The following is a 24,116-nucleotide window of genomic DNA, read 5'->3' as shown; positions in this document are numbered from 1 at the left end:
CAGCCACCCTCCTCATGTCTTCTCGATCTCCGACAGGGCGACGGCCAGTTCCGTCCAGCCCTCGGCAATGGCGACCTTGGCCTCGACCATCGCCGGGTTGGGCTCGCAGTCGGCGCGCTCCAGGACTGCCGCAGCATGGGTCGCGGCTTGTCGCCAGGTGATCGTCTGCTGTGTCATCCGGCCGTCACCGGCCAGTGCCAGGTGCCAGGTTCCGTCCCGGGCGCGACGTTGTACTCGTGGAAGCCGCCGAGCTGGCCGGGCGTGAAGACCCACAGGTGGACGTGGGATGCGTCGTCCAGCGCGGGCACTGCGCCGATCTTGACGCCTTCCGGGTCCAGGGTCGTCGTGTCCGCTGTGACGATCGCGGCGCGCAGAGCGAAGAGGCCCTGCTTGCCGCGGTAGCGGACGAAGTCGCCGGTGGCTGGGTTGCGAAGCATGGGTCTCCTCAGATGACAGGGACAAGCCCGCCGGGGAGGACTGGCTTTTCGACGAGAGCGGACACCCGGACCCACGCCCGGTAGGTGCCTTCAGGCAGCGCAACCGCGCCATCGCCGCCGGGGCCGACGAGGATCTTCGCGTCGGCCCCGGCGGCGCTGTGGTTGTCCCACGTCGCGCCATGCCAGTCCGTCTCGGTCGGCTCGCCGCCCTCGTTGGTGAAGGCGACTTCGACGCCCTCGCCACCGGACGGGCCCTTGACGGGGATGTACAGAAACTCCCGGCTAAGGGAGGAAATTGGTTCCATGGGGCGGTCCTCCCTACGTTCGCGGTGAGCCTGCGCCCCAGTCGCGGCGTGGTTCACCAGCGGAGTACCTGCGGTACGGGGAACCCGCCGACCAGCGGCGATAGAGCGGGCCAAGCCCAGTGATGTCCCGGCCCAGGCTCGTCACCGTGGCCGTCTCAACCAGGACCGCCGAGTCCGTCGCGGACCGCGGCGCCTCAATCACGGCCTGGTCGTCGATGACCGCGCTGTCGCTGACCGTGATGTCTGCCTCGCCCAGCGCCGACTCGACGAGCGTTGCGCTGTCGGCCGACGTCAGGCCCACCGTGACCGACTCGACGAATTGCGCGGAATCGCTGGCCTGCTTGAGGACAGCCACGTCCGCGACCTCTGTCAGCGCACCGCTGTCCCCGGCCGTCGTCTCCACCGCCAGCGCGGTGACCTCGTTCAGCACTGCGTGATCACTGGAGATCGGGCCGATCGTCTCGGCGATGGCCACCGATTCGGCCAGCGTGCCACTGTCGCCAGCCATCACCTGGACGTCAACCTGGGCGGTCTCAGCGAAGACCGCTTGGTCCGCGCCCGACCAGCCAACCGTCAGCATCGACGTCTCGATCAGCGACGCTTGATCGGCGTCAGCCGGCTCGGCGGCGATAGCTGCGGCTTCCGCCAGCGTGGCCGTGTCCCACGAGATGACGTCGGCCGTGGCCACTGCCGCCTCGGTCACAGTTCCGGTGTCGCTGGCCGCCTTGGGAATGCCGTCCGGCGGGACGGTCACCACAGATGACTCGGCCACGGCCCCCGTGTCGGACGCCGACTTGGCCTCCTGCGCAGGCCCGGTGACCGCCGGGGCGATGGCCAAGGTGTAGCCGGCCCGCCACTCCACCTCATCGACCGAAGCCACGAAGTTGGCCGGGGCGGTGGCCGCGTTGGACTGCAGAGCACGGGCCGCCGCCGTCATAACGGTGTAGATCCGCGACTGGACGCTCGTCAGCGGCGTAAGCCCGGTCGGTGGAGCAAAGGTCATGGCGGTGCCGAGCGCGTACGCCGCAACCAACCGGACCTCCAGGTCGCTCCCCGAATCCGGGGTGATGCCCGGCGTCGTGACGTTCAGGCCGGTACCGTCCGTCGAACGCACGATCTTCGGGGCTGCCGTTAGCGACGCATCCTTGATGGCCACGATCAAGCAGACGCCGTCCGAGCCGCTGCCCTGGCTGAACGTGTACAGGCTGGGCTCGGCGGATCCCGCGCGTTTCCACCAGACCCGGATCGCCTGGATAACACCGAGTTGGCTCGACGCGTCCAAGGTGTCCAGCAGTTGCCAGGCGGTGCCGCCCGTTGGGGTCGTCATGCTCGCCGTGGACCCGCGGTCCGCTGCCTGGATGCCGATCAGCACGTCATTCGCTGCGACACCGGCAGGCGCGTTGATGGTGTACGACCGCGCTCCGGATGACGCGGTTGAAGTCGAACGGATCGACGGCGGCGTACTGTCGCTCTGTGGCTCGCCCACCCATCGCGACTCGACCAGACGCCCGCTGTCACTGCTGACCTTGGCGACCTCCGTCACCTGGCCGATGGAGGTCGTCTCGACCAGTGCGCCGCTGTCGGTCGAGCTTTTGGGCGTTCCCGTGTCGGGCACGGTGAACGCAATCTGGTCCACCCATGCCGCGTCCAACCCGCTATCTACATCTGGATCCTTGGTGTACTGGAAGGTGACTCGAGACCGGCCGGTCACGTTGAACGTGGCCGGGGTCCAGTCCACTTCGCCCGAGATGACGAGCATTTCCGCGTCGTCGATCAGGACGTGGAAAATGTCGAAATCGGACTCGGACGACACCCGGTAGTGGAAGGTCAGGGACGTCGCCCCGGCCGGGACGGTGACCAGGGCCTCCGTTGTGCCGTCCCCCGCGATCGAGGCGCTTTTCAGCGACCACGACGTGCCTAGGGCAGCGAAGTCGTTGGCCCGCGCCCAGGTCCCCGTGATGGTGAGGTTGAGGGTTGCGTCCTCGAAGTCCTCCAGGATGGTCGCCACGGAGCGGCCCCCTCCCCGTCAGGCAGTCGCGTTGTGGCTCAGACCAGGGATAGTTGCACCGTGAACACCCAGCTCGCCGCGCTGGTCTTGGTGCCGAGGGCCTCCACCTTGCGGTTGAGCATCCGCCCGCCGGACGCGCCGTTGAAGATCGCCCACTCGGCCCACGCGAAGTTGGCCTCGCTGGTGGAGAACGTCGCCCTGAAGGTGACCGTGTTCGCAGCGGCGCCGGTGCCGTCCGAGTGCTGCGGATACCCGGCGTCCATGCCCTTGCGGACCTTGTTCGTGCCCTGCAGATCAGTCTGCAAGGGGTCCGCCGCGGCGGTGCCGTCGCCGACACCGACTCTCGCGTTGGTCGCGTCGAACGCGGTGACGGCATTGCCGCCGATCAGACGGTGCCACAGCGCGGCCACCCCGCCGTACATCAGGGCGTTGCCCTCGCGCTCGATGGTCTCGAACGGCACGGCATCCGGGCCGAGGTCGTCGCCGTGGAACTTCTCCAACTTCCAGTGGCAGCGCCAGCGCGCGGTGTCGTGGCGGCTCACGCCGGCCGCCAGGTGGTTTCCCTCGGTCAGTCGCGCGATATCCCGCATCGTGCCCTCCCACGGACATGCAAAAGGGCCACCCGATGCGGATGGCCCTGACGATCAGTCGAGAATTGCTCGGTGTGGCGGTGACGCGGCCCCGGCCGGGCAGCCCCTCAACTGCAAGGCCAGGGCCGCGTCACGTGCTCAACGCACGCGGGTGGACGCGCGGAGCGGCGCACCCCTCAGCCCGCCACAGAACGGGGGTGCGCGTTCATGGGGTCAGTAGACCGGCTGCAGCATTGGCAGCCAGGCTGCTTGCGTGGTGTGCAGCCCGTACCGGGCGGCGTCCAACGCGTGGTCGTCCAATTTCACCGGGACGTCATCGCCCTTCTCGGCGCGCTTGTCGTCCCACGCATAGCTGCCGACCTCGTCGAGGAACCCGGACACCGAGCGATGCACCCTCAGGTGGTCGGAGCCGAGCAGGTTGCTGACCGTGCGGATGCCGTCGTTGACGGAGTTGTCGCCCATGGTCGGGGTGAAGCCGTCGCGCTGGAGCTGCGTGATGAAGCTCGCGGCGGACGGGTCCACCACCACCCACTGCGGCCGCACCCCGTGGGTGCCGGGGCCGTAGGTGTCGGGGATGTTGTCCAGCCACGTCCCGAGCTTCTGGCTGTACTCGGCGTCGGTGAGTTGCCGCCGCTGAGCTCGGGAGTCCCATCGGAACTCGCTGGCGAGGTAGATGCGCCGCTGGCCGGCGTCGTCCGGGGTGGACACGCCGATGAGGATGGCGTCGAAAGGGTTGACCGTGCCGTAGTCCACGCCCAGGGCCAGCCACCGCTCCATGGGCGGCAGCACATCCACGACGTGCCGGTCCGGGTCGAACATGTCGAAAATGGCACCTTCGGCCATGACCCACTGGCCCAAAATGAACCGCTTGTACCACAACCCGGTGTACTCGGCCTTGAGCGCCTTGACGTATGCCGGGTCCAACGCCGTGTTGTCGTCCAACCTGAAATGCCAGTGCCGCAGGTCCAGCTCGTACTTGCGGTCGAGGAACTGGCGCTTCAGCCAGTGGTTCGGCGCGTCCGGATTCGTGGTGCCGAACAGCTTGGCGTTCTTGACGCTGAGCCGGGCCAGGAGCTGGTCCCAGAACTCCCGCTCAATCAGGGTGATCTCATCGACGTACGCCCCGGCGCAGGTCATGCCCCGCAGCCGGTTCTCTGACCGGGCGTCGTTCGAGCTGATGATCTCGACGCGTCGCCCGAGGATGTTGGCGGTCGGGGCGCCTCTGGTATAGATGATCCGCCGCGCGATCGGTCCCGTGATCGCTGGATCCTGGAGCACGTCGAACACGTTTCTGGCGATCGTGTCGCTCGTTTTGCCGACGATCACCAGCGAACCGCCACGAGGGGCGTTGGCGACGTACATGACCCACCGCAGCAGACTGGCGATGGTCTTCCCGCTCCGGATCGCGCCCGACCAGATGTTCAGGCGCGCCGTGGACTCGCCGATCGACCTCAACTGCTTGGGAGACAGGTCCAACGGCGTCGGCGCTGGCGTGCTCACAGCTCGTCCCCCGACTCGATCTCGCCGATGACCTCGGCCTCGAGGATGCTGTCCGTGTCGGGGTCGGGAAGGGCGTGGCGCTGCTGGATCTGGATCAGCAGGTTGCCCAGCAGAGACGCCATGTCGCCGTCCGCGACGCCGTTGCGGTTGATCAGGTCCAGGCCCAGCAGGGTTGCTCGCCGGTTGATGCACTTCAGCGCGGTCTCGGCGGCGTTGACCTCGCCCTTCAAGACCTTCGGCCACAGCGACGCCATGATGCGGTCGAGCCGGTCGATCTCCAGCTTGAGAAGCTGCTCGCTGGCCATCTGCTCCTGCTTGGCGGCCTTCTGCAGCGCCCGGTCGATGTCCTTCGACACCGAGGCCGCGCCCGAGTAGCCCAGCCGGTCGGCGATGACCGTGGGCGACACTCCGGCGATCCGCATCTGCACGGCCTGGTAGCGACGCTGGGAGATCTCGACCTGGCGGGCCTTGCTGACGACCATGAGGGGAACTCCTGATCTATTACGCTGCTCGGGTGCAGATGCGGATGCTGACCGTCCGGCAGCCATGGGCGGCGTTGCTCATCGCGGGCATCAAGGACGTGGAGAACCGGAGCTGGACCACGCCGTTTCGGGGCAGGCTCCTGATCCACGCGGGCCTCAAGACCGACGCCGAGGGCTTCGCGCTCATGGAGGTGCTGGGGGTGACCCTCGACGGGCCGCTGCTGCGCGGCGTGATCCTCGGGTCGGTGAACCTCGTCGAGATCCGCCAGGACAGCTCGTCACCGTGGGCAGTGCCCGGCGGCTATCACTGGCTGGTCACGGACGCGCGGCCAGCCGTCGAGCCGATGCCCGCCGTTGGAGCGCTCGGGCTACGGCCGGCTCCGGCCGGGTGGACGAAGGCCTTCGCTGCCTAGATGATTGATGCGAAGGCGTAGCTGCGGAGTTAGGGCGAGGGTGCCCATGCTCGATGTGTGACGAAAGAGTTAGACACCCTCGCAACAGCACTGTACGTGCGGATCGATGATGTGTTGAAGGCCCAGCCGCAGCTGTCACCGTGGCGGCCGAAGGTCGGCATCGCGCCGAGGCTAAGTGATGCCGAACTGGTGACGTTGGCGGTGCTGTCGGCGCTGCTGGGTTTCACCTCCGAGCGCCGCTGGCTGCGGCACGCTCGCGTCGAGTTGGGCGTGATGTTCCCGTATCTGCCTGGTCAGTCGGGCTACAACCGGCGGCTGCGCAACGCCTGCGGCCTGGTGGCGCACATGATCCGGTTGCTGGCCGCCGACACCTCGCTGTGGAGTGACGATGTCTGGGTGGCCGATTCCACTCCGGTGGAGTGCGGCCGTTCGCGGGAGACGGCCCGGCGCTCAGATCTGGCCGGGTGGGCGGAGTACGGCTACTGCGCGTCCCACTCCCGGTATTTCTGGGGGTTGCGGCTGCATCTGCTGTGCACGCTGGGCGGGCTGCCGGTGCTGTTCGCGCTGAGCGGTGCCAAGGCCGATGAGCGTGAGGTGCTGCTCGGCATGCTGCGGGCCGCGCCCGACGTGCTGGCCGCCCGCCCGGATCAGACGATCATCGCCGATCGGCAGTACTACGGCCGTGTCTTCGAAGGTGAGCTCACCGAGCGTGAGCTGCATCTGCTGCGCCCCGCCCGCCGAGGCGAGTCCGAGCGGCCCGGCGCGGAGCTGTTCAAGCCACTGCGCCAGACCATCGAATCGATCAACCAGACCTTCAAAGGCCAGCTGGACCTGGAACGTCACGGCGGCCGTACCCGCGCCGGCGTCATCATCCGCGTGCTGGCCCGCATCCTCGCGCTGACCACCGCGATCTGGCTCAACGACAAGACCGGCCAGCCGATCAAGCGATCCCTGATCGCATACGACCACTAACCGTAGCCAGACCCCTTGGCATCAATCATCTAGGCGCGCGGCGCTACGTACTCGAAGGACACGGTGCCGAGGCGGCGCGGGTCGAGCGTCTGCGCGTGCATCCATTGGTGCTTGGAGCGGGTGCCGAGCTTCTTCTGGCCCTGGATCATCCGCCACCGCGGCGACGCGCTCCGGTAGGCGATCAGCGCCGGGTGACTGGACACCGACCGGTAGCGGAACCCGTCCTCATACAGGCGCTGCCCCGTCCACTCGGAGAACCGGCTCCCGATGCCGAGCCCCTGATAGTCGGGCAAGACCACCAGCCGGTGCTCCATCTTGAGGTTCCGCGTCGCGGGGTGCTGGAAGTGGCGGTAGGCCAGGAACGCGACCGGCTCGCCGTCGATGAACGCGGCGAACTTCTTGCTGGAGCGGTGGAGCTCCGTGCTCAGATAGTGATGACGTGCGAAGACGGACCAGAGCTGCCCATCGACCGGCCGGATTTCGAGCTGGAGCGCTGGCCGGGGTTGAACCGACCTCCACTCGAACGAGCCCGTCGAGACGTCCAGCACCCAATCCGGCTGCAGCCACTCCAGGACGTCGTAATGGCAGGTCACCGCGACGAACTGGCGGCCGCTGCGCCGTACGGTCTTCTGGATGGTGTGGCTGGCGACGCGCGCGACCTGGCGGTCCACGACCGACGTGAATTCGTCGATGACGACCAGGTCGCCGGACTCGGCCAGGGCCCGCGCGATCGACGCGCGGAACGCCTCCCCGTTGGATAGGGTGCGGTACGGCCGAAGCCACGCCGGCGGCGAGGACAGGCCGACCGCGCCGAGCAGCGCCACGATGTCCTTGATGGACATGTCGGCCGGGAAGTCGTCCACCAGCGACTGGTCATCGGACCAGGTGTGCGGGCTGGTGATGTGGTCGGGCCACAGGTGCCGCGCGATGGTCGTCTTACCGGCTCCCGAGGGGCCGACGATCAGGCCGACGCTCCACGACTGGTCCTCGATCGGCAGGTCCATCGCCCAGGAGTTGCTCAGCCGCTCCTCCACGGGCACATCGAACAAGCCCTGGAGCTGCAGTACTCGGGCGGTTTTGTGGACCGGTGCCGATACGGTGATCTCGGCTCGCACAGCACGACCTCTCAAGGGGGTAGCGGGCGGCGGGTTACATCAGGGCGCGGACGTTCCAGCCCTGGCCGGCGAGCTGGTTGAGGAGCTGCACCTGCTGCGCTTCGCTGTCGCAGGTGACGACCACGCCCCACACCGAAGGCCGCGTGTGCGTCTCGGCGTCGCCCGGTTCGGGCAGCTCCTCCTCGTCGCGGGCGCCGGTGCCCGCCTGGTCGGCGCGGCCACCGCCCGGAGTCGGAGCGCGATCGGAGGTGAGAGCCACCGCGTTGTCGGAGGCGATCGCTTCGGCCAGGTCGTCGAGGTCCTGCTCCGTCCACCCGGTGCCGTCGAGGTCGTCGAGACTGCGCAGCAGCTCGGCAAGGGCCTGGTCGTCGTACCCGCCGATCTCTGCCGTGCGGTTGTCGGCCAGGAGGATGCGAAGCGCGGCGTCATCGTCCACGTCGAGAATCAGGGCGGGCACCTGGCCTAGGCCCTTGGCCTTCGCGCCGCGCCAGCGGTGCTCCCCGGCGATGATCCGCATCCGCGACTGCTGGACCAGGATTGTGCCGTAGAAGCCGTTCTTCTCGATCGACTCGGCGATCACATCCACGTCGCCCTGGTGCGGGTTGTCCGGGTGCGGTTCGAGGTTAGCGACCGGGACCATGCGATAGGTCTGGTCAACGACGAGCCTAGGCATGGCACCTCCAAGCGAGAGACGATGGTGGGACGGCGCTGAACGTGAAGGCCCGAGGTGCGGTGTAAAGATCTATCTACTTTGGAAGATCGGCGAAGGGACGCACATGCGTAGGACAATCTGCGGTGTAGCCACCGCACTGGCCTTGTCGATTGCAGGCTTGGTGGTGACGACGACCGCGGTACAGGCCGTCGCGGGCTTCAACGAGCCGGACCAGCACGTCCAAGTCGTTGCGGGCTTCAATGAGCCGGACCAGCACGACTGAGAGCAGTCCCGCTCCGAGCGCCCCGTCCTCGTAGGGCGGGGCACCGTCATGTCTCAGCTTCGGGCGCCCTCCCGGGCCTCAACTGCCCATCTCTGGCCACATGCGGTAGCCGTTCCGGGTCCGCATCTGCGACATCTTCGCGCCGAGTGCGATCAGCGCGGCGGTCTGCCAGGTGCCTTTCTGGACCACTTCGTCGTCAACGCGGACGGACCAGGAGTCGATGGAGCGGCCCGCCCGGTATGGGATGCCGGGGGTGGCCGTCCACTGCACCGACCAGAACAGGCGGTCACGCCACCGCAGCCACGGCCGGCCGAGTCGTTCCCGCCGGAGCTGCAGCCGTACCTCGTGCTGGTCGCCCTCGGGCATCCGAACGAGGCCCACCTGCTCGTCGCCGACCGGCTCGTACGAGTACCGCTTGGGCCCGAACAGCTTCTCCATCAGGTCGAAGCTGAAGTAGCCCTGCTGCCACCACGGCGTGGTGCTGGACCAGTATCCGCTGCGACCCCAGATCGCCCATCGGTACTGCCAGTCTCCGATGGCCAGGCGGACTTCGCGCGACTCGTACCCGGTCGGGTTGAGTCGGCGCTGCACCCACGTGCCGAATCCCTCGGTGTGCACGTAGATGGCCAGCAGTCGGCCGAGCCGCAGGTGCGCGTCCAGCATGTGATCGCTGCCCGCGTTGCCCACCTCGAACCCGATGGAGAAGCCGGACAGATCTCGACTACCGACGACGACCTGTCCGCCGATGGTTCCCCGTGGGCTCTCCGGCCACAGGCCGGGCTTCCCCTGGTCGTCCTCGTGGACGGGCGCGGTGCGCAGCCCGAGCATGGCCATCCACGCGTCGGCCGCCAGTACCCGCGTGAGTGGGATCCACGGTCCGGTGTATGGGTCGCCTACCTGGTACTTCGCGGGGTCGAGCGAGCCCTGTGGGCTGGGCCGGGCTCCGCAGCGGTCGCAGACGATCCAGCGTGCCGCGTCCATGCCGGGTTCGCGCGGGCCATATCCGTCCACGACCGGCCGGTGTCCGCGCAGGCGGCAGATCAGCATGAGGCGGGGCAGGTCCGACAGCCACCAGCCGCGATCGACGAGTGATGGGCTGCTGTCCTCTGCCTTGTAGTTGACGGTGTGCCAGCGCACGGCAGTAACCTCCGAGGGGTGAGAGGGGAAACCCAGTCGCGCCTGTACCCGTACGTACAAAGGTTCGATAATGGGTTGATGATCGGCGGGAAACATCCGGCCTTCGGCCCGCGAAGTACGACCATGGGAACCGAAGCTTTCTACGCCACGGCGGCACAAGTCCTACCGACCGTGCTCATCGCCCTCGTTATCGAGATCGGGACGATCTTGCGAGCCAAACAGGCGGCCTACGATGCGCTTTCCACGCAGATGGGCGACCCGCCGCCCTTCGAATGGATCGGGCTGCTACCCCCAGAGGAGATGAGGGAGTACCAGAAGGATCCAAAGGCCTACGCCGCCAAGGTCCATCACAACAACATGGACAGACTGACGACTTCCATAGAAGGATGGAACGACCTGGCGAAGCTAATCGCTGGGGTCTTCATCGTGGGCGAAGCGCTCGCGTTCGCCGCGATTGGGTACCGGTGGTTCAACTTCTGGAGCTTCTTCGGCATTGCCGCGTGCCTATTGGCCTTGTGCGTTGCCGCCGTACTGATCCCACTCTTCCGGCTCGAACGCACCAAGGCGTAAACCCCGTCGCACATCACGATGCCCGCCTCGTGATCAGTGAGACATGCCTCGGGTCGGATGAGACCGGACAACCGGTTTGTGCCGGGTCACCGGCCGGTTGCCTTTGTCGTTATGTCGGCGACCTGCGAAAACATCTCAGATCGTCGCTAGCAAGATCGACCTTCGGGTTCACCCAATGACCTTCAGACGGTCACGATCGCGCGAGAGCGTTGCTCTGAGACGCGCGAAACCCGCGTGATCAGCGTTCCGAAAGTCCCCAAACGCGACGAATGCGAGGATCAGCACACCGGATCACCAGAGGCGCGCCAGCCGGTACTGCTCGACGTCCTCGGCATGGGCCACCGAGTACCGGCAGCCACCGCATACCGCGCGATCAGTCCACGTGCCCAGGTTGATCGCGCCGCAGTGATGCGTCCATGCCGCCTTGTCCAGCGAGCTTGATCTTGACCTGGGCACGTGATCCTCCTACTCCAGCAGCGACGCCACCACCTGAGAGGCGTCCTTCTCCAGCCGGTCCCGGCTATGCAGATAGATCTCCGTCGTGGACACGTCAGCGTGGTTGAGGTCGAGCTGGATCTGCCGCATCGGAATGCCGCTCTCCTCGGCCAGCGAGGCGTAGGTGTGCCGCAGGGAGTGCGGCGACACCCTCGACGTGATGCCCGCCTGCGTGGCGATCCGCCGCACCAGCTCGAACGCCTTCGACCTGCTCCACGGCTGGCCCGTCGAGGTCGCGAACAGCGGGCCCTTCAGGTCCTGCAGTTCGACCCCTTCGCGGCGCGCCCGCTCAGTAAGGTAGACGTCCAGCGCGTGCGTCGTCTCCACCGGCAGCCTCCGGGTGATCGTGTCGCCACCCTTCACCGTGATGCGCAGCGTCCGATAGCCGCGGGCGAACCCGAGGTCGTCGATCTGCGCGTTCACCGCCTCGGAGACGCGGATGCCGGTCTGCAGCAGCAGCCGGATCAGCGCCGCGGTGCGCAGCCGTTCCCGGCCGTGGTCGGCGTCGGCCGCCCGGAGGAAGTCCTGCGCCTCCGACTTGGTGAGCGCCACCGTCTCGGAGTGCTTGCGCGGGGTCTTCGGCCGCCGCGTCTTCTTGAACCGGTTGGCGTCGAGGGCTTCGGTCTCGTGCAGGTACTCGTACCAGGACGACACCGACGACAGCACCTGAGCGACCGTCTTCGGCTTCGGGGGCCGGCGGGCCGTCTCCTGGAACCAGCGGGAGAACACGTCGCCGTGCGGCTTGCGCGCCTCCAGCGGGTCCAGGCCGGTCTCCGCGCAGAACGCGAACCACCGCCGGATGTTCCGTTCGTACGCGTCGCGCGTGTTCGGCGAGTCGTAGGACCACAGCCACGCCCGGGTCAGGTCGAGGATGATCGGTGGCAGGTCGAGCGGTAGCGCGAGGTCGTCAGCGGACGGCAGGACCAGCTCAGTCGCCACGGCTACGTCCCACGACTCCGATCACGACATCTGCCCGGAACCGCCCCTGGCCCGTACCGGGCCGAACTTCGCCCTCGACGATTTCAAGATTCGCCCGGTCACCAAAGAAGATGCGGGCCTCAGCCAGGGCCTTCTCCTCCACGCCGGTCGGATTGCCGCCTTCAACTTCAATCCGGAACAGAAGCTTGGTGGGAGGCTTTCCCGACCCCTGGGCGATGCCCGCCTGGGCGATGCCCGCCTTCAGGAGATCGGCTGCGAGCTCTCTTCGCTGCTCATCCGTAAGATCGTCTTGCGCGTGGGCACTCTTCATAGATTCCGCGTCGATGGATTCACTCATGTTGATCATGCTCTCGGTCGGGGATGTGATCCCCCGAACGTAACACAGCAGAGCGGAACATAAGGTGAATTATGTTCCCCTCTTGGCGATCATGGAAGGTGAATGATCGCAGTCCAGTCACAAGGACGACGCGCCATCTGGCAATGCTGTGCAATGTAAGGATGAGCGAACCGCCCCGCGACCGTGAGCCCCTGGAGCGGAACTCCTGGAGGTTCGGAATCTTCAGCGGGTTCGTGGGCTTGGCCTCGATCGTTTCCGCAGCAAGTAGCGAATCCTGGCTACGCATAGCCATCGTGATTGTGGCCACCCTCGTGGCAGGCGTTGCAACTGTCTTTCTCATCGAGCGCCGTGCTCGAAAGAGAGATCAGCTCGCAGCGGACGACCCCGTCACCGAGCTCACCCGTCGCTCTGAGAGGTTCCAGAAGGCGTATGACGAATTCGCCGACTACCTAGAGAAGGTTCAGCAGGCCATCAACGAGCAGAAGGTGGCCCGGGACGCACTGATCGCCCAGGCACAACAGGCAATGGACGAGCAGAAGGCGGCTCGGGACGCACTGATCGCCCAGGCACAACAACAGCAGCATCTTCTAAGTCTCAGCAAAGAACAGGCAGAGAGGGTTCAGAAGATCATCATGTCGGAGACTGTGAAGCTAGAACGCGCCGAGAGACGTCGTCAACTGGCGTACCTCGTGCTCGGCGTCCTCACTTCAATCCCTATCGGCATCGTGATCAACTACTTCACTTAGGCCAAGGCCAGCCTCTGGTTGCCACCCCGCGGCCGCAGCGGCGCCCCCGCCTCCTCCAGCAGCCGGTGGACGAACCCGTACGAGCGGCCCGTGGAGATCGACAGCCCCCGGATCGACTCACCGTCGAGGTACCGGCGCTTCAGCTCCGCCTTCAGCTCCTCGCGCTCGGCACCGGACACCCGCTGATACTTCCTGACCATCACAGCCACCCCTGTCTGTTCACTTCACGCAGCCGCCGCCAGCCGAGCCCGCAACGCATCCCGGCCCTCCGCCGTCTCGGGCACCTCTTCGCCCCGCCAGATGCAGCCCTCGATCGTCGCCAGATCCGCGAAGTCGTACACGACCTCACGGCCAGCCCGGCCCAGCACCCGCGCGCCATACCGACGCGCCCACTGCCGGATCGTCACCGCCTCCCGGCCCAGCCGGACAGCAGCAGTCTTCGCCGTCGCAGGGGACACCAACACCCCCCGAACAGCGGAAAGCCCCCGAACCATGATCGGTCCGAGGGCACACGTCTCTCCGTCGCCCGGAAGTGTTACACACCCGCTGGCCCGGCGCAAGCCAGCAGCGGGACCGCTATCGCAATGGGCTGCCACCAGCAGTCGGCAATCAGCACCGCGATCTACTGTTCGGACTCAAAATCGAATCCCCGACCGCTGCTGTAACGCTCGCTTTGCAGGCGATCGATGTCCCTGTTGATGCGGTTGAGCTCCTGTGATCGGGGCGAAGGGTCCACCGGTCGCATCGCCGCAGCATCTGCACGCCGCTGCCGCTCGATGCGGTCGTTCTCCTCCTGCGCCCAGCGTCGACGGCTCTGCTCTACCTTGTCATCTTCATTGGCAGCCTCCGCTTCGCGTGCGATTTGGCCGGCCCGGAGCTGCCGGTACTTCCTCAGAAACTCCTCCCATACCCGGTGTCTCTGGAACGCCGGAAGCAGGTTGACCTGCGGGACGAGCCGCTTTTCCCTCTCATCCCAGAGGGACAGCTCCTTGATGTTGTCCAGACTGGACCGAAGCTCGGCCAAAAGCGCCAGTTCATCCTTGATGCGATCGTCTGACATGGCCCCTCCCCCGATGGACACAATTCCAGCTTCGTCCCGCCATGACACCAGGTCAAGTGAGCCAGTAAGTTGAGGTCGCCAGCGGTGCCGCAATTAGCGGCGCGCCTCGTCCTCCACCCGCGCCGACGCCTCCCGCTCCGAAACGTGCGTCCCACACGAGGCGCACACGTAGAAGCCCGCCTTCACATCCCAGTTGAACCGCCGCTCACCACACCGGCACCGCGCCGGCGTCCACGCAGGCGGCTCATCCCCGACCAGCCGCTCCAACACCAGCCGCCACGACAGAGCGAAATCCACCAAGCCCACCAGGTCCTCCCGGACCAGGACACTCTCCAGCCGACCCGACTCCGTCAGCCAGCCCACCGCCCGCGACCGAGCAACCGCCGACCGGACCCCGCCCAACCGCGAACCCGCCCCCAGCCACACCCGCGCCCGCCCCTCGAAGTCGAGCAGCCCGCCCGTCAGCTTCTCCAGCAGCTCCCCCACCGGCGACACGGCAGGCTTCGGCCGAGATCCCGACACCCTCGACCACTTCGACGGCGGCCGGAACCCATCCGCCTCCCGAGCAAGCTGCGCAGCGAACCCATCCACCTCCAACAGCGCAGCCCGCACCGTCGCCGTACACCGACCGCACACCAGCGGCTCCCCCGCCCGCCAACGCAACTCCGGAACCTCCGGCTCCACAGGAGGCTCCCCCTCCTCGCCGTTCCTCACCCACTCATCCACCAGGTCCGCATGCTCATCACGCGCCCGCTCGAAAGCAGCCCACGCCCGACGCTGACGCCCATTACACGGGCCCACACACGCGCCCCGAACCACCGACACCCCAGAAGCAAGACCAGACACGGCACCCCCGACCCCGAGAAGAAACGCCCACAAGGCTACAAGATCAAATTCTTTTCGCAGGTACCAAGCCGAATGCAGCCCTGGCCGGCCCCGAAATCGGACCCCGGGGGCATGCGAGAGCGCCGAACCGGTCGCCCGGTCCGGCGCTGGTCGGCGCGTTCGCGCTACGCCTTGACGTGCTCGCGCAGCCTGCGGGCGCGGTCCCCGCATCGCTCGACGTCGCCCCATGCGTCGCGCTGCACGTTGGCGCGAATGGTCTGCAAGAGCAGTAGAGCCGCACCGATGTACTGTCCGGCTTCCGTCTTGCTCTGTTGAACGGCGCGATTCTCGGCGCGGATGAAGTCTGATGACGTCCACGACACGCGGACGTACCCGGCGCTGTTCATGGTCACGGTCGCATCGATGTACATGAGGTGCTTCGCGAGCACTGCCACGCATGCCTCAACGGCTCGCTTGGCGGTCCGCATGCGCTCGCGTCGCTGCGCTTCTCGGCTGCTCAGTTCCACGCTCGGCAGGCTGGCCGCGAAGCGGGCAAAGCCGTCTCCAGCCAGCGCGTAGCCCGACCAGGGGGCGCGCGGTGCGAGTCCGGCGATGATCCACTCTCGGCCGTGGTAGCGGCGAGTGTGCCCGGTGTATGTGACGGTGCTGCCGATGGGGAGGTAAGCGGCTAGTGCGTGTTCGGCTTCTTTGCTGATCTTGGCTGCGCCGCGCTGCAACATGCTGCCCAGCGCGCACGGGACACCTCCGGTGGCGCACTTACGGCACGTGGCCGGGTGCTCGTCGGCGCTGCGGCGTGCGGTCATGGCGTGGTCGCGGGCGTTCTCGGCCTGGTCGCGGGTGACGGTGAACATGGGGCTCCCTGTGGCGTTGCGGTGTTGGTTGGTGAGGGGTGGGCGGGCGCGCCCGTGGTGGCGACACGGGCGCGCCCGGTGCTGCTAGGCGTCGGCGCTCTCAGCGGCCTTGACCTCGGAGTCAGCCTTTACGAGCGCAATGGTCGCCTTGACCTGGTCGAACGTCAGGCCACGGTCTTCCATGACTTCCGCATACGTCTCTTCGTTGTGCGGGGCCTTGAACTTCTCGGCGAACTTCCACACGAGCCGGACGGCGGCCGTGTCGGCGGCGGTCTTCGCGGCGGCCTTCTTCCGGGACTCGATTTCCTTGCGGTACTCGGCCATCTCGGGCAGCTCAGCCAGGAAGTTCTGCACCTTGGTGGCGCTGGTGCCGGGGACCTTGCCCAGCTCGGTGAGAGTCGCCTGACCGAAACCGACCTGAGCGGCTACGTGCATGCCGATCAGGGCGTACGTGGTGAGCTTGACCGCGCTCTTGCCGGTGCCGCGTGTGGCGATGCACTCGGCGGGAAGGTCCTTCAGCTCATCGCCGGTCATGATCCGGTCGGCCACGCTGCCCTCAGCGCTGGCGGTGGCCAGCTCGTCAAGGCGGCCGGTAGCGGCCAGACCGATCACAACGAAGCCGATCGGGCGGGAGATGCCCTGACGCGAGAACGTGGCCTTGTGGGCGATGGTCACGCGCTCGATGGCGTCGTAGATCTCGGCGGGGTTGGTGCTGATCATGGGTGTTGCCTTTCGTGGTGTGGGGTGCCCGCCCGGACGGTCCGGGCGGGCGGGTAGGTCAGAGCTGCTGCGTGTCGTCGATTGTGCTACCGCTGTTAACGGGCTGACCAGGGGTTTCGCTGGCCTCGTCGCGTCTGCGGCGTCGCCACCTGATCAGCAGTCCGAGCGCTGCGGCTCCGACTGCCAGCAAGGCGGCGGCCCATGCTGCCCACACGGTCACGGGGTCTCCGCTGGCCGTGCTCGCCGCGCTGAGCTTGTCCGGTTCCGCCGTGTCGGCCGTACCGGGGTCGCCCTGGTCGCCCTTGGGTCCGGGCGATCCGGGCTTGCCGGACGGTCCGGCGCTCCCGTCGCGTCCGGCGGGGCCTGCGGCTCCGGTCGGTCCGGGGTCGCTGGTACCGGCGGGGCCGGTCGGTCCGGCGCTGCCGGTGGGTCCGGGGTCGCCCTGCGGTCCGGTCGGTCCGGGGTCGCCCTTGGGGCCGGTCGGTCCCGGTTCGCCCTGGGGTCCGGTCTCGCCCGTCTCGCCCTGGAGTCCGGCGGGTCCGGTCGGTCCGGGGTCGCCCTGTGGTCCCGCGTCGCCCTTGTCGCCCTTCGGTCCGGGGACCGGGAGGGCGGTGACGGTGGCGGTTGGGCCGGGGCTTCCCTGGGGTCCGGGCGGTCCGGACGGTCCGGGGTTGCCCTGTGGGCCGGTCTCGCCCTGGGGTCCGGGTGGGCCGGACACGCCCGGCTCGCCCTGCGGTCCCTGGGGTCCGGGCGGTCCGGGCGGACCGCTCACGGTCACTGTGGTGACGGGTTCGGCGGCGACCAGCGTTGCCGTGGTCACATCCCCTCCTGTCAGCGTGAGCGCTACTAGGACCGTTGCGAGTGACCCGCAGGTCAGCCACGCGATCCGTTCGCTCGTTCGTATCTGCACATGACAAACAGTAGGGCGGTAATGACCTTGAAGGGGGCGGTTTCAGGTAACAGTTTTCCGGCGGATTTATAACGGTCAGATAACAAACCCCGGCTGGCCTGGAGGCAAATCGAACCGGTGTTCGACAGATCGTCAGCTCGGCTGATCGTCTGCGTTGGCACGAACCCGACCCTTTTGCCGACCTACGACCCGTCGCCCACCCTCGGCTCAGGATTTTCGGGTCTCGATCTTGCTGGAACGCTCTCAGATCGACGCTGAGCGAATCACATTCCGGGGGGTATTCCTTATACCGACCCGTGGGTGATCGTCGCTCAGCGTTGATCTCAGCGCGCTCTAGAGGGTGCGTCGCGTTTCCCGTAGTGCGTCAGATGCGTCGTTGTGCGTCTGGAGGCATGCGAAAACCCATCAGCGACGAGGAGGTGGCTCAGCCTCGTTCTGATGGGTTTCCGGCTCATTCTGGCTGTCTTTAGGACTGTTTTCGCGTGGTTCCGGCGCTCTGCCTTGTGGGCGTGTTCCGTGTTTGTGCTGGTGGCGGCCTTGCGGGGTGTTGCTCTATCCGCCAACCAGCTCCTCATGCGTCGGGCATGGCCTTGGCGTCGGCCGCGCAGCCGATGCAGGGCAGCGACGACCAGTGCAGGTCACACCGGCCGGCTGTGCGGGTGGTGCGCGCTGCCTTTGCTTGCTGCTGGGCTTCGTGGTCGCGTGTCGTCTCGCGCCAGGTGCGCAGGTCTGCCGCCGGGATGCCTGCGACGTAGATGTGCAGCGGCTTGCGGACGCGGTTCTCGCGGGCGATGACCTCGGCGACGCGCTCGGCCTCATCGAGGGGGCACCCGATGCGCTTGGTGATGACCCGGGCGGCGCGGCTGGCCGCCGGGGTGTTCTCCTCCTTGCTGATCTTGTCGTCTTCTTCCGGTTGGTGGGCGGCGGCTGGTCGGCTCGGTTCCTCCTCGACCCCGTACGGCGATGAAGAGGATTGAGAGTGAGGAGTGGAGAGAGGATTGGGGGGAAGTCCAGACTTCCCCCTTTTGGTCCCAAACTTCCCCTTTTCCGGTCCAGACTTCCCCCTTTCCGTCCCCGAAACGGGGAAGCCTGGACTTCCCCCTTTTCCACCGGTCTCCCGGTCATCCACAGCGTCATCCACAGGGGAAACGGGGAAGTCTGGACTTCCCCCTTTCCGGTCCTCCGTGGACCCGTCCGGCCCCGAAACGGGGAAGTCCGAAGGTCCCGCTTCGAGCTCCAGATCGAGGGGGCGCGGCGGCTGCCCAGGCAGGTACCCGGGCATCGGAGGGATGTAGAACACGGTCGCCTTCCGGCGGCCGCCCCCGGACTCAAGCACGACAAGCAGCCCCGCCTCGACCAGCCGCTCCCGCATCGCCTTGACCGACCGCACATCGATCCTCGCCCAATGGGCGATCTCCTCGCGGGTCAGCCAGCCGGTGCGCGTGTGGTCGTTGATCCTGCGCGCGATAGCGATCAGCGCGAGCAGATCCCTCGGCGGGGTCGCTTTCGGCGCGTTGATCGCCACCTCGTCGGCCAACTTGTAACCCATCAGGCCCCTTACGTGCTGGTTTTCCAAGGGAGCCACCGAGGGAAGAGGCGCCCCGCAACGATAGCGGTACCGCAATTAACGGTCATCCGGCTCGTGGAGGCCGCCCCGTCAGGTCGTAGGCTTGCCGCCGGCCGGAGTCGGACAGGACGTGGTACGCCTCTCCGATCTCCTGGAACCTCGTCCTCACCGCCGGGTCGGGGTTGAGGTCGGGGTTGAGGTCGGGGTGGAGCTGGCGGGCCAGCTTGCGGTAGGCCCTCGTGATGTCGTCCCTGCTCGCGGTCTTGGGGACGCCGAGCAGGTTGTACAGATGCCCGGCTGCTGGTTGGGGCCTGCGCGGCGGGCGCGGTGGTGGCGGGGGCGGGACCTCGACGCGCGGCTTCCCGGCGCAGGTGACGGTGTGCGGCATCATCCGCTTCTCCCACGGGGCGATCGGCTCGTCCTCGGTGATGCGGCGGGACCGAAGCACCCTGTGGACATCCCTCCACACGGCGGTGTTGCCATCCGGGCGCGGAGCGGGGTCCACGGCAAGATTGGCGCCGCTCTCTGCGCGGGTCCACCGGACTTGCTTCCCGCACGGCAGGTTGCCCTTGCTGCCCTGGCACGGCTTGAGGTCAGAAGGGGACAGCATTCTGCCCCTCCGTGTCTCGATCGGACAGGCCGATCATGCGGTGTCCCCGCCGTACCGGGCGAACACGGCGTTGATCGCGGCCAGCTCGGTCTTGGCCTGGTCGCGGTCGGCCTTGACCTCATCCAGCTCGACGAGGAGGTTGTCCCGGTCGGTGCGAATCTCTTCCAGCTCGGTGCGCGCTGCGTCCCGGTCGTGGACCGCGTCGTCCCGCTCGGCTTCCGCTTTCTGGATGGCCTGCTCGAACCCAATGAGGGCTCGCAGCGCTGGGCCCGCGGTGGCTGGCGGCGGGGTGTCTGCGGCCGGGGCTGCGGCGGGGGTCTTCGCGGAAGTCTCGGCGGTGGTTTTCGCGGCGGCCGCGGCCGCGACTGTCCGGGGATCGGGCTTCGGGGTGGGCTTGGTGATGGTGAGCCCGCCGTCGTTCCACTCCAGCGCGATCCACCAGACGGGCGGGTTGGCGCGGGGACGGTGGCAGCGGGTGTGCTCGGTCCGGTTCAGGTACTGCCGGACGTCCTGCTCGTGCATGGTGTCCCAGTCGGAGCAGGCGGCCTTGATGATCTGGGAGAGGGCGCCCTGCCACTGCACGCCGACGACGCCGCCGTTGGTCAGCGGCTTGTCTCCCTGATCGCGGGCCGCGTCGCGTAGCAGCCCCCACAACGCTTCGGCGTCGGCGAAGATGTCGCGGGGCTTGCTCCTGACGACGGTGGCGGTGTCGCCGATCTTCGGCACGGTGCTGTCTCCTTCGGTGGTGGCGGTGGTGTTCTTGGTGAGGTGGGCGATCACTTCGTCCTTGCGGACATGGAGCATTTCCGCGAAGGGTTGGGCGTCGATAGGGCCGGGGGTGTGGAGGTTGCCTCCCGACACGTACGGCTTAATCCCGTTGGAGAAGGCGGCGGCGAGGAGCGCTTCGACGCTCCACCAGGTGTCGCGGGGCATGGTGTCGTCTTTCTCGGTGGCGAGGTCGGTGGCGGCGACCATGGGTGCGGGCTTCGTGGGGTGGTCCTGCAGCAGTGAGCGGATCTTGGTCTTGTAGTTGTCGAGGCCGCGGCCCATGGCCTGCATCGGGATCTCGCCGGTGCGGCCGTTCCTCGGGTTGGTGATCAGGAACCTGCCGTTGGCGAGCTGCATCGTGAAGCCGAGGCGTTCCGTCTCGGCCTCGACGAGCTTCTTGACGTCGGACTTGCCGGTCATATGGCGGGCTCCTTCCGGATGCGCAGCCCCATGTAGTCGGCGTACGCGGCGGTACCTGCTGCGCCTCTGCTGGACGGGTGCAGGTGGGCCAGGACCTCGAAGGCGTCCCCGCGGCCAGCGGCGAGGCCGAGCATGAATCCGTTGCGATACGGTCCGGCCGACCTGGCCAGCTCGCGGATGTGCCACGGCGCTGGGTGCGTCTCGACGGTCACGCCCGGCGTGTGGTTGGCCCACTCGTACGTCCAGCGGTCACCGCCGGACGGTTCGTCGGTGTCCGGGTTGTAGCCGACGATCACGTGGAGGCGCCCGCCGGCGCGCGCCAGCGCGTCCTCCAGGTCGGCGCGGACCCGGTGACGGGCGGCGCCCCGCCACCCGGTGTAGACCAGGGTGGCGGGGCGCAGGCTGACGAACGCTTCGAGCTGGTTCCGGAAGTGCTGCCGGACGTGGTCGGCGGCCTCGGGCGGGACGAGCTGGTCGTCGAGGCTGCGGTTGAGCATGATGAGCAGGACGGCCCGCTCACTCGGGGTGAGGTGGTTGAGCATCAGCCGCCACCACCCTTGCCGTTGAAGCCGAAGCCCCCACGCACGATCACCTTGCCGGAGCGGCTGCTGATCCCGACGTTGCTGGGGCGAACGGTAGTCGCCCCGCGTACGCGGCCTCCGCTGTAGGAGCCGCCGTACACGTATGTGTAGCCGACGTGGGAACCGCCGTCGCAGAACCGCTCGTCCACCGCTCGATAGGAGCCGTCAGTGGCGATCGAGGTGGTGTCCACGCAGTCGGCCGTGACGATCTCCTCGTCATCGTCGGCCAGGCCCACCGCGACCGCGACGCCTACGATTAGTGTTGCGACGGCGGTGAGCGCGCCTATCGTGATCGCTTCCGATCGTCGCTGTTGCCTGCGGCGTTCCTCCCAAGTGTTCATCGACTGCCGTCCTGGTGGGTGCAGGTGACGACGGTGATGTTCTCGGTGATCAGCAGGGTGACGGGCTTGATCTCCACGGTCTCCCATACGGCGCGGCCTTGTTCATCCCGGACGTACTCGCCCTGCTCGTCGGTAACCAGACGCTGGTCACTGCGGTAGAAGTTCCGGGAGCCGCGTCCGGTCGGCAGTACCTTGACGCGGGTCTGACGGTCGTTTCCGGTGGCGTCCTGGTGGCTCGCCTTGTCCGGGCTGAACCGGACCCACTTGAACACGTCGCGGTCGTATACGGCGTCCCAGATGTCAACGACGACGCCCTCTTGGATCTCGCACGACCGGCCGGACATGCGCGGGTAGTAGATGGTCGTACCGATCGTGTACGGGTTGCCCCGCCAGTCGGTGCGCGTCATCGGCTGCTGCTCGGTCATCGAATGTCTCCCTTGTGGGTGCAGGTGGCGGCGGTCTCGCCGTGGAGCGCGAGGTGGTCGGCGCAGGGCCAGGTGGGGCAGTCATCGTTGGCGCAGATGGTGATCGGCCGGGGCGCGCACATCGGGCACATCGTCAGGAGCGACTGCACCCACTGCTTGTCGTGGTCGCCGCAGAAGACCCACGTCTCGGTTGTGGTGGGCTGGTGGCGGGCGTCGATGCGGTCGAACGCGGCCCGCAGGTCCGTGGCCTTCCGGCCGCCGTGCAGTAGCTCATCGAGCGCCGCTGTCCAGGTGGTGAAGCGGACGGCGCGGTCGTCGAGGTACGCCGTCGCCGGGAGCTTCCGGTTTGTGACGAGCAGGCGGCCGCGCTCGTTCCAGAACTTCATGGGCGCGTGGATGGTGCCTTCGATGCACGCCTCGAAGTCGTGCTCGGCCAGCCACTCGGCTGTCTGTCGAGGGCTGCGGCTGGTGTGGATGAACACCGGGTGCTTCTCCATGAGGGCCCGCAGTCCTGCGATGGCGCCGGGCATCGGCTCGTCGTAGGCCGTGCCGTCGTACCAACCGCGGCTGTAGGCGTGGATCACGCCGTCAAAGTCCACTCCGATGGCCATCTGCTAGTCGTTCCTTTCGGTGGTGGGCCAGTTCACGGCCTCGTCGATGATCACGAGAGAGGCGCGCTGGCCCTGAAGGGTCCGGCGCGCCTTCATGCGCTGCTTGATCTGGTCTTGGGTCGGTGGGGTCCAGCCGTGCCAGCCGGCCGCGCGGGTCCACCGCTGGCAGTGGCCGCGTTGCGCAAGGCCGCACCAGCGGCACCCGGACGGCTGCGCGACCACCCGCTCAGTCACCGCCACGGCGCACCCGCCGCCGCTCCCGCCGCGACATGTACAGCTGAATGCCGTACGCGCCGCCGCGGCGGTGCGCGATCCATTCGGCTCCGGCGTAGCCGCCGGCCTCGACGCCGACCGTGCGGACGGTCTCGACGAACTCCGTCATCGACATGGGGAACATGTGGCTCTCGTCGTCGAGCCACACGACGTAGCCGGCGGCGCGGCCGCGGGCGAACTGGCCGAGTTGGAGTCGCGCGGTGAACGGCTCCGGAGCGCGCCATGTGATCTCCCCTTCCGGGGTCCATGCGGCGCGCAGGAGGTTGCCGAACTCGTCGAACGGCACCAGGCCGTTCTCGTCGAGGTCATCGGCCATCACTGGCCCCCTTGCCGAGCTGGGCCAGAGCGGCGCGGGCGAGTTCCACGCCGCGTAGCCCGTTCGGTGCAGGAGGCGGGGGCGGCGGTGCTGGCGGGGTGTGCGTCCAGCCGTTGGCGTTGAGCCAGATCATGAACTCGAACGCGAAGTCCGTTGTGCTGTCCCGCTCCTCGGGATCGGTGCGGTCGCGGGCAAAGACGCGCTGCGCGAGCGCCTCCATTGCCTTCTCCGTGGCCTTGGTCATCATGGGGTTCTCCTTTCTCGTGCTGCTTTGCGCTGCAGGCGGCGCCGGTAGGCCCTGCGCTCGTCCTCGTCGAGGCCTCCGGCGACGCCGTATTGCGCTGCGCTGGCTTGCAGGTGGAAGTCCAGGCATTCGACCTGGACGGGACAGACGCGGCAGATCTGCTTGGCCCGCTCGATGCGGGCCTCTTTCTGCTTGGGGGTCTCGCGGGGTTCGCCTTCGCCTGGGCCGAAGAACAGGACCAGGTCCTGTCCCCGGCAGGCGGCGCGGTTCCGCCATCCCTTGCGGGCGGGCATCACCGCCTCCGCTCGGTCAGTCCCATTTCGCGGGCGGCGGCGCTGTACCGTTCGGCCTGGCGCAGCGACATCCGCATCTCGACAGCGACCTGCTGCAGCGTCTTGCCGTCGTTGATCAGTTCTGCGGCGCGCTGAGCCTTTGCGAGGCTCCTCGGCGTGGCGGGCGTCCAGGCCGGCCCGGTCTCAGGCCGGATGACGCGGTATCCCGCGTTACCGAGTGCGTCGAGGATGTCGTCGGCGCTCGGTGCGGTGGTCGTGAGGGCGTCGGTGATGACCTCGGTCGCCGTGCTGCTCATCGG

35 protein-coding genes are annotated in these 24,116 nt (G+C 67.5%); 5 read left to right on the top strand and 30 right to left on the bottom strand.

Translation table 11 applies throughout. The features are described from left to right. Positions 1 to 12: 12 nt before the first annotated feature. The 7 genes from AB0I15_RS07280 to AB0I15_RS07250 form a co-directional block, all read right to left on the bottom strand. Entirely contained in the window at positions 13 to 177 is a 165-nt protein-coding gene (locus AB0I15_RS07280; protein WP_358091365.1) for a hypothetical protein, read from the bottom strand. Further along, positions 174 to 437 carry a hypothetical protein gene (locus AB0I15_RS07275; RefSeq protein ID WP_358091363.1) on the bottom strand — a complete coding sequence of 88 codons (264 nt, stop codon included), beginning with the start codon at positions 435 to 437 and terminating at the stop codon, positions 174 to 176. Before AB0I15_RS07275 ends, AB0I15_RS07280 begins: the two co-directional genes overlap by 4 nt. A gap of 8 nt (positions 438 to 445) precedes the next feature. After that, on the bottom strand, positions 446 to 742 hold the full coding sequence (locus AB0I15_RS07270; protein WP_358091361.1) for a hypothetical protein: 297 nt from the start codon (positions 740 to 742) through the stop codon (positions 446 to 448). 13 nt (positions 743 to 755) lie between these two features. Further along, the gene (locus tag AB0I15_RS07265) at positions 756 to 2,750 is read right to left on the bottom strand and encodes a hypothetical protein (RefSeq protein WP_358091359.1); all 1,995 of its coding nucleotides are present in this window, start codon (positions 2,748 to 2,750) and stop codon (positions 756 to 758) included. A gap of 38 nt (positions 2,751 to 2,788) precedes the next feature. Beyond that, positions 2,789 to 3,340 (bottom strand): hypothetical protein, encoded by a 552-nt coding sequence (locus tag AB0I15_RS07260; protein WP_358091357.1) that lies wholly within the window; start codon positions 3,338 to 3,340, stop codon positions 2,789 to 2,791. A gap of 213 nt (positions 3,341 to 3,553) precedes the next feature. Then, positions 3,554 to 4,840, bottom strand: coding sequence for a PBSX family phage terminase large subunit (locus AB0I15_RS07255; RefSeq protein WP_358091355.1), 1,287 nt, complete (start codon positions 4,838 to 4,840; stop codon positions 3,554 to 3,556). Then, the gene (locus AB0I15_RS07250; RefSeq protein ID WP_358091353.1) at positions 4,837 to 5,322 is read right to left on the bottom strand and encodes a hypothetical protein; all 486 of its coding nucleotides are present in this window, start codon (positions 5,320 to 5,322) and stop codon (positions 4,837 to 4,839) included. The genes AB0I15_RS07255 and AB0I15_RS07250 overlap by 4 nt, the downstream gene beginning before the upstream one ends. Before the next feature lie 38 nt (positions 5,323 to 5,360). Here AB0I15_RS07250 and AB0I15_RS07245 point away from each other — a divergent pair, with 38 nt between their 5' ends. Together AB0I15_RS07245 and AB0I15_RS07240 are read left to right on the top strand one after the other, a co-directional pair. Beyond that, the gene (locus AB0I15_RS07245; RefSeq protein ID WP_358091586.1) at positions 5,361 to 5,735 is read left to right on the top strand and encodes an ASCH domain-containing protein; all 375 of its coding nucleotides are present in this window, start codon (positions 5,361 to 5,363) and stop codon (positions 5,733 to 5,735) included. A 57-nt stretch (positions 5,736 to 5,792) separates the two neighbouring features. Next, complete coding sequence (locus AB0I15_RS07240; protein WP_358091351.1) at positions 5,793 to 6,707, top strand: IS982 family transposase; 915 nt, start codon at positions 5,793 to 5,795, stop codon at positions 6,705 to 6,707. A 29-nt stretch (positions 6,708 to 6,736) separates the two neighbouring features. Here the strand turns inward: AB0I15_RS07240 and AB0I15_RS07235 are convergent, their stop codons facing one another. Together AB0I15_RS07235 and AB0I15_RS07230 are read right to left on the bottom strand one after the other, a co-directional pair. Then, positions 6,737 to 7,747 (bottom strand): GNAT family N-acetyltransferase, encoded by a 1,011-nt coding sequence (locus tag AB0I15_RS07235; RefSeq protein ID WP_358091584.1) that lies wholly within the window; start codon positions 7,745 to 7,747, stop codon positions 6,737 to 6,739. Positions 7,748 to 7,856: 109 nt separating this feature from the next. After that, positions 7,857 to 8,495, bottom strand: a complete 639-nt coding sequence (locus AB0I15_RS07230) for a ParB N-terminal domain-containing protein (protein WP_358091349.1) — start codon at positions 8,493 to 8,495, stop codon at positions 7,857 to 7,859. A gap of 103 nt (positions 8,496 to 8,598) precedes the next feature. Between AB0I15_RS07230 and AB0I15_RS07225 the strand changes: the two genes are divergently transcribed. Beyond that, positions 8,599 to 8,757, top strand: a complete 159-nt coding sequence (locus AB0I15_RS07225) for a hypothetical protein (protein ID WP_358091347.1) — start codon at positions 8,599 to 8,601, stop codon at positions 8,755 to 8,757. A 78-nt stretch (positions 8,758 to 8,835) separates the two neighbouring features. Here the strand turns inward: AB0I15_RS07225 and AB0I15_RS07220 are convergent, their stop codons facing one another. Continuing rightward, entirely contained in the window at positions 8,836 to 9,894 is a 1,059-nt protein-coding gene (locus AB0I15_RS07220) for a hypothetical protein (RefSeq protein ID WP_358091345.1), read from the bottom strand. A gap of 78 nt (positions 9,895 to 9,972) precedes the next feature. Between AB0I15_RS07220 and AB0I15_RS07215 the strand changes: the two genes are divergently transcribed. Then, positions 9,973 to 10,464 (top strand): hypothetical protein, encoded by a 492-nt coding sequence (locus AB0I15_RS07215; protein WP_358091343.1) that lies wholly within the window; start codon positions 9,973 to 9,975, stop codon positions 10,462 to 10,464. 465 nt (positions 10,465 to 10,929) lie between these two features. Here AB0I15_RS07215 and AB0I15_RS07210 read toward each other — a convergent pair whose 3' ends face one another. Both AB0I15_RS07210 and AB0I15_RS07205 read right to left on the bottom strand, forming a co-directional pair. Next, positions 10,930 to 11,898, bottom strand: coding sequence for a tyrosine-type recombinase/integrase (locus tag AB0I15_RS07210; RefSeq protein ID WP_358091341.1), 969 nt, complete (start codon positions 11,896 to 11,898; stop codon positions 10,930 to 10,932). Then, positions 11,888 to 12,235, bottom strand: coding sequence for a hypothetical protein (locus AB0I15_RS07205; RefSeq protein WP_358091339.1), 348 nt, complete (start codon positions 12,233 to 12,235; stop codon positions 11,888 to 11,890). Before AB0I15_RS07205 ends, AB0I15_RS07210 begins: the two co-directional genes overlap by 11 nt. Positions 12,236 to 12,396: 161 nt before the next feature. Here AB0I15_RS07205 and AB0I15_RS07200 point away from each other — a divergent pair, with 161 nt between their 5' ends. Continuing rightward, positions 12,397 to 12,981, top strand: a complete 585-nt coding sequence (locus tag AB0I15_RS07200) for a hypothetical protein (protein ID WP_358091337.1) — start codon at positions 12,397 to 12,399, stop codon at positions 12,979 to 12,981. Here AB0I15_RS07200 and AB0I15_RS07195 read toward each other — a convergent pair. The 18 genes from AB0I15_RS07195 to AB0I15_RS07110 form a co-directional block, all read right to left on the bottom strand. Then, entirely contained in the window at positions 12,978 to 13,190 is a 213-nt protein-coding gene (locus AB0I15_RS07195; protein ID WP_358091335.1) for a helix-turn-helix domain-containing protein, read from the bottom strand. The two genes, AB0I15_RS07200 and AB0I15_RS07195, sit on opposite strands and share 4 nt — an antisense overlap. A gap of 15 nt (positions 13,191 to 13,205) precedes the next feature. Further along, positions 13,206 to 13,349 (bottom strand): hypothetical protein, encoded by a 144-nt coding sequence (locus AB0I15_RS07190; RefSeq protein ID WP_358091333.1) that lies wholly within the window; start codon positions 13,347 to 13,349, stop codon positions 13,206 to 13,208. A gap of 254 nt (positions 13,350 to 13,603) precedes the next feature. Then, positions 13,604 to 14,041: a hypothetical protein gene (locus AB0I15_RS07185; protein WP_358091331.1), complete on the bottom strand. Its 438-nt coding sequence runs from the start codon at positions 14,039 to 14,041 to the stop codon at positions 13,604 to 13,606. A gap of 93 nt (positions 14,042 to 14,134) precedes the next feature. Beyond that, positions 14,135 to 14,527, bottom strand: a complete 393-nt coding sequence (locus AB0I15_RS07180) for a hypothetical protein (protein WP_358091329.1) — start codon at positions 14,525 to 14,527, stop codon at positions 14,135 to 14,137. A gap of 524 nt (positions 14,528 to 15,051) precedes the next feature. Next, complete coding sequence (locus tag AB0I15_RS07175) at positions 15,052 to 15,738, bottom strand: hypothetical protein (protein WP_358091327.1); 687 nt, start codon at positions 15,736 to 15,738, stop codon at positions 15,052 to 15,054. An 84-nt stretch (positions 15,739 to 15,822) separates the two neighbouring features. After that, the gene (locus AB0I15_RS07170; protein ID WP_358091325.1) at positions 15,823 to 16,458 is read right to left on the bottom strand and encodes a hypothetical protein; all 636 of its coding nucleotides are present in this window, start codon (positions 16,456 to 16,458) and stop codon (positions 15,823 to 15,825) included. A 1,481-nt stretch (positions 16,459 to 17,939) separates the two neighbouring features. Continuing rightward, positions 17,940 to 18,917: a hypothetical protein gene (locus tag AB0I15_RS07165; RefSeq protein ID WP_358091323.1), complete on the bottom strand. Its 978-nt coding sequence runs from the start codon at positions 18,915 to 18,917 to the stop codon at positions 17,940 to 17,942. A gap of 82 nt (positions 18,918 to 18,999) precedes the next feature. Next, on the bottom strand, positions 19,000 to 19,383 hold the full coding sequence (locus AB0I15_RS07160; RefSeq protein WP_358091321.1) for a J domain-containing protein: 384 nt from the start codon (positions 19,381 to 19,383) through the stop codon (positions 19,000 to 19,002). 195 nt (positions 19,384 to 19,578) lie between these two features. Continuing rightward, entirely contained in the window at positions 19,579 to 20,733 is a 1,155-nt protein-coding gene (locus AB0I15_RS07155; protein ID WP_358091319.1) for a hypothetical protein, read from the bottom strand. Further along, on the bottom strand, positions 20,730 to 21,275 hold the full coding sequence (locus AB0I15_RS07150) for a hypothetical protein (protein WP_358091317.1): 546 nt from the start codon (positions 21,273 to 21,275) through the stop codon (positions 20,730 to 20,732). The genes AB0I15_RS07155 and AB0I15_RS07150 overlap by 4 nt, the downstream gene beginning before the upstream one ends. After that, complete coding sequence (locus tag AB0I15_RS07145; RefSeq protein WP_358091315.1) at positions 21,275 to 21,655, bottom strand: hypothetical protein; 381 nt, start codon at positions 21,653 to 21,655, stop codon at positions 21,275 to 21,277. The genes AB0I15_RS07150 and AB0I15_RS07145 overlap by 1 nt, the downstream gene beginning before the upstream one ends. Next, entirely contained in the window at positions 21,652 to 22,080 is a 429-nt protein-coding gene (locus AB0I15_RS07140) for a hypothetical protein (protein WP_358091313.1), read from the bottom strand. Before AB0I15_RS07140 ends, AB0I15_RS07145 begins: the two co-directional genes overlap by 4 nt. Continuing rightward, a complete protein-coding gene (locus AB0I15_RS07135; protein WP_358091311.1) occupies positions 22,077 to 22,691 on the bottom strand; it encodes a hypothetical protein in 615 nt (204 codons plus the stop codon). The genes AB0I15_RS07140 and AB0I15_RS07135 overlap by 4 nt, the downstream gene beginning before the upstream one ends. A 3-nt stretch (positions 22,692 to 22,694) precedes the next feature. Further along, complete coding sequence (locus AB0I15_RS07130; protein ID WP_358091309.1) at positions 22,695 to 22,931, bottom strand: hypothetical protein; 237 nt, start codon at positions 22,929 to 22,931, stop codon at positions 22,695 to 22,697. Then, entirely contained in the window at positions 22,918 to 23,280 is a 363-nt protein-coding gene (locus tag AB0I15_RS07125; protein ID WP_358091307.1) for a hypothetical protein, read from the bottom strand. Before AB0I15_RS07125 ends, AB0I15_RS07130 begins: the two co-directional genes overlap by 14 nt. Then, positions 23,270 to 23,527 (bottom strand): hypothetical protein, encoded by a 258-nt coding sequence (locus AB0I15_RS07120; RefSeq protein ID WP_358091305.1) that lies wholly within the window; start codon positions 23,525 to 23,527, stop codon positions 23,270 to 23,272. The genes AB0I15_RS07125 and AB0I15_RS07120 overlap by 11 nt, the downstream gene beginning before the upstream one ends. Beyond that, the gene (locus tag AB0I15_RS07115; RefSeq protein ID WP_358091303.1) at positions 23,524 to 23,817 is read right to left on the bottom strand and encodes a WhiB family transcriptional regulator; all 294 of its coding nucleotides are present in this window, start codon (positions 23,815 to 23,817) and stop codon (positions 23,524 to 23,526) included. Before AB0I15_RS07115 ends, AB0I15_RS07120 begins: the two co-directional genes overlap by 4 nt. Continuing rightward, positions 23,817 to 24,113, bottom strand: coding sequence for a hypothetical protein (locus AB0I15_RS07110; RefSeq protein ID WP_358091301.1), 297 nt, complete (start codon positions 24,111 to 24,113; stop codon positions 23,817 to 23,819). Before AB0I15_RS07110 ends, AB0I15_RS07115 begins: the two co-directional genes overlap by 1 nt. Positions 24,114 to 24,116 lie beyond the last annotated feature (3 nt).

It is taken from the genome of Nonomuraea sp. NPDC050643, from assembly GCF_040654715.1.
Classification (GTDB): Bacteria; Actinomycetota; Actinomycetes; order Streptosporangiales; family Streptosporangiaceae; genus Nonomuraea.
The sequence above is the reverse complement of the archived record's forward strand: the minus strand, read 5'-3'. Positions and strand labels throughout refer to the sequence as shown.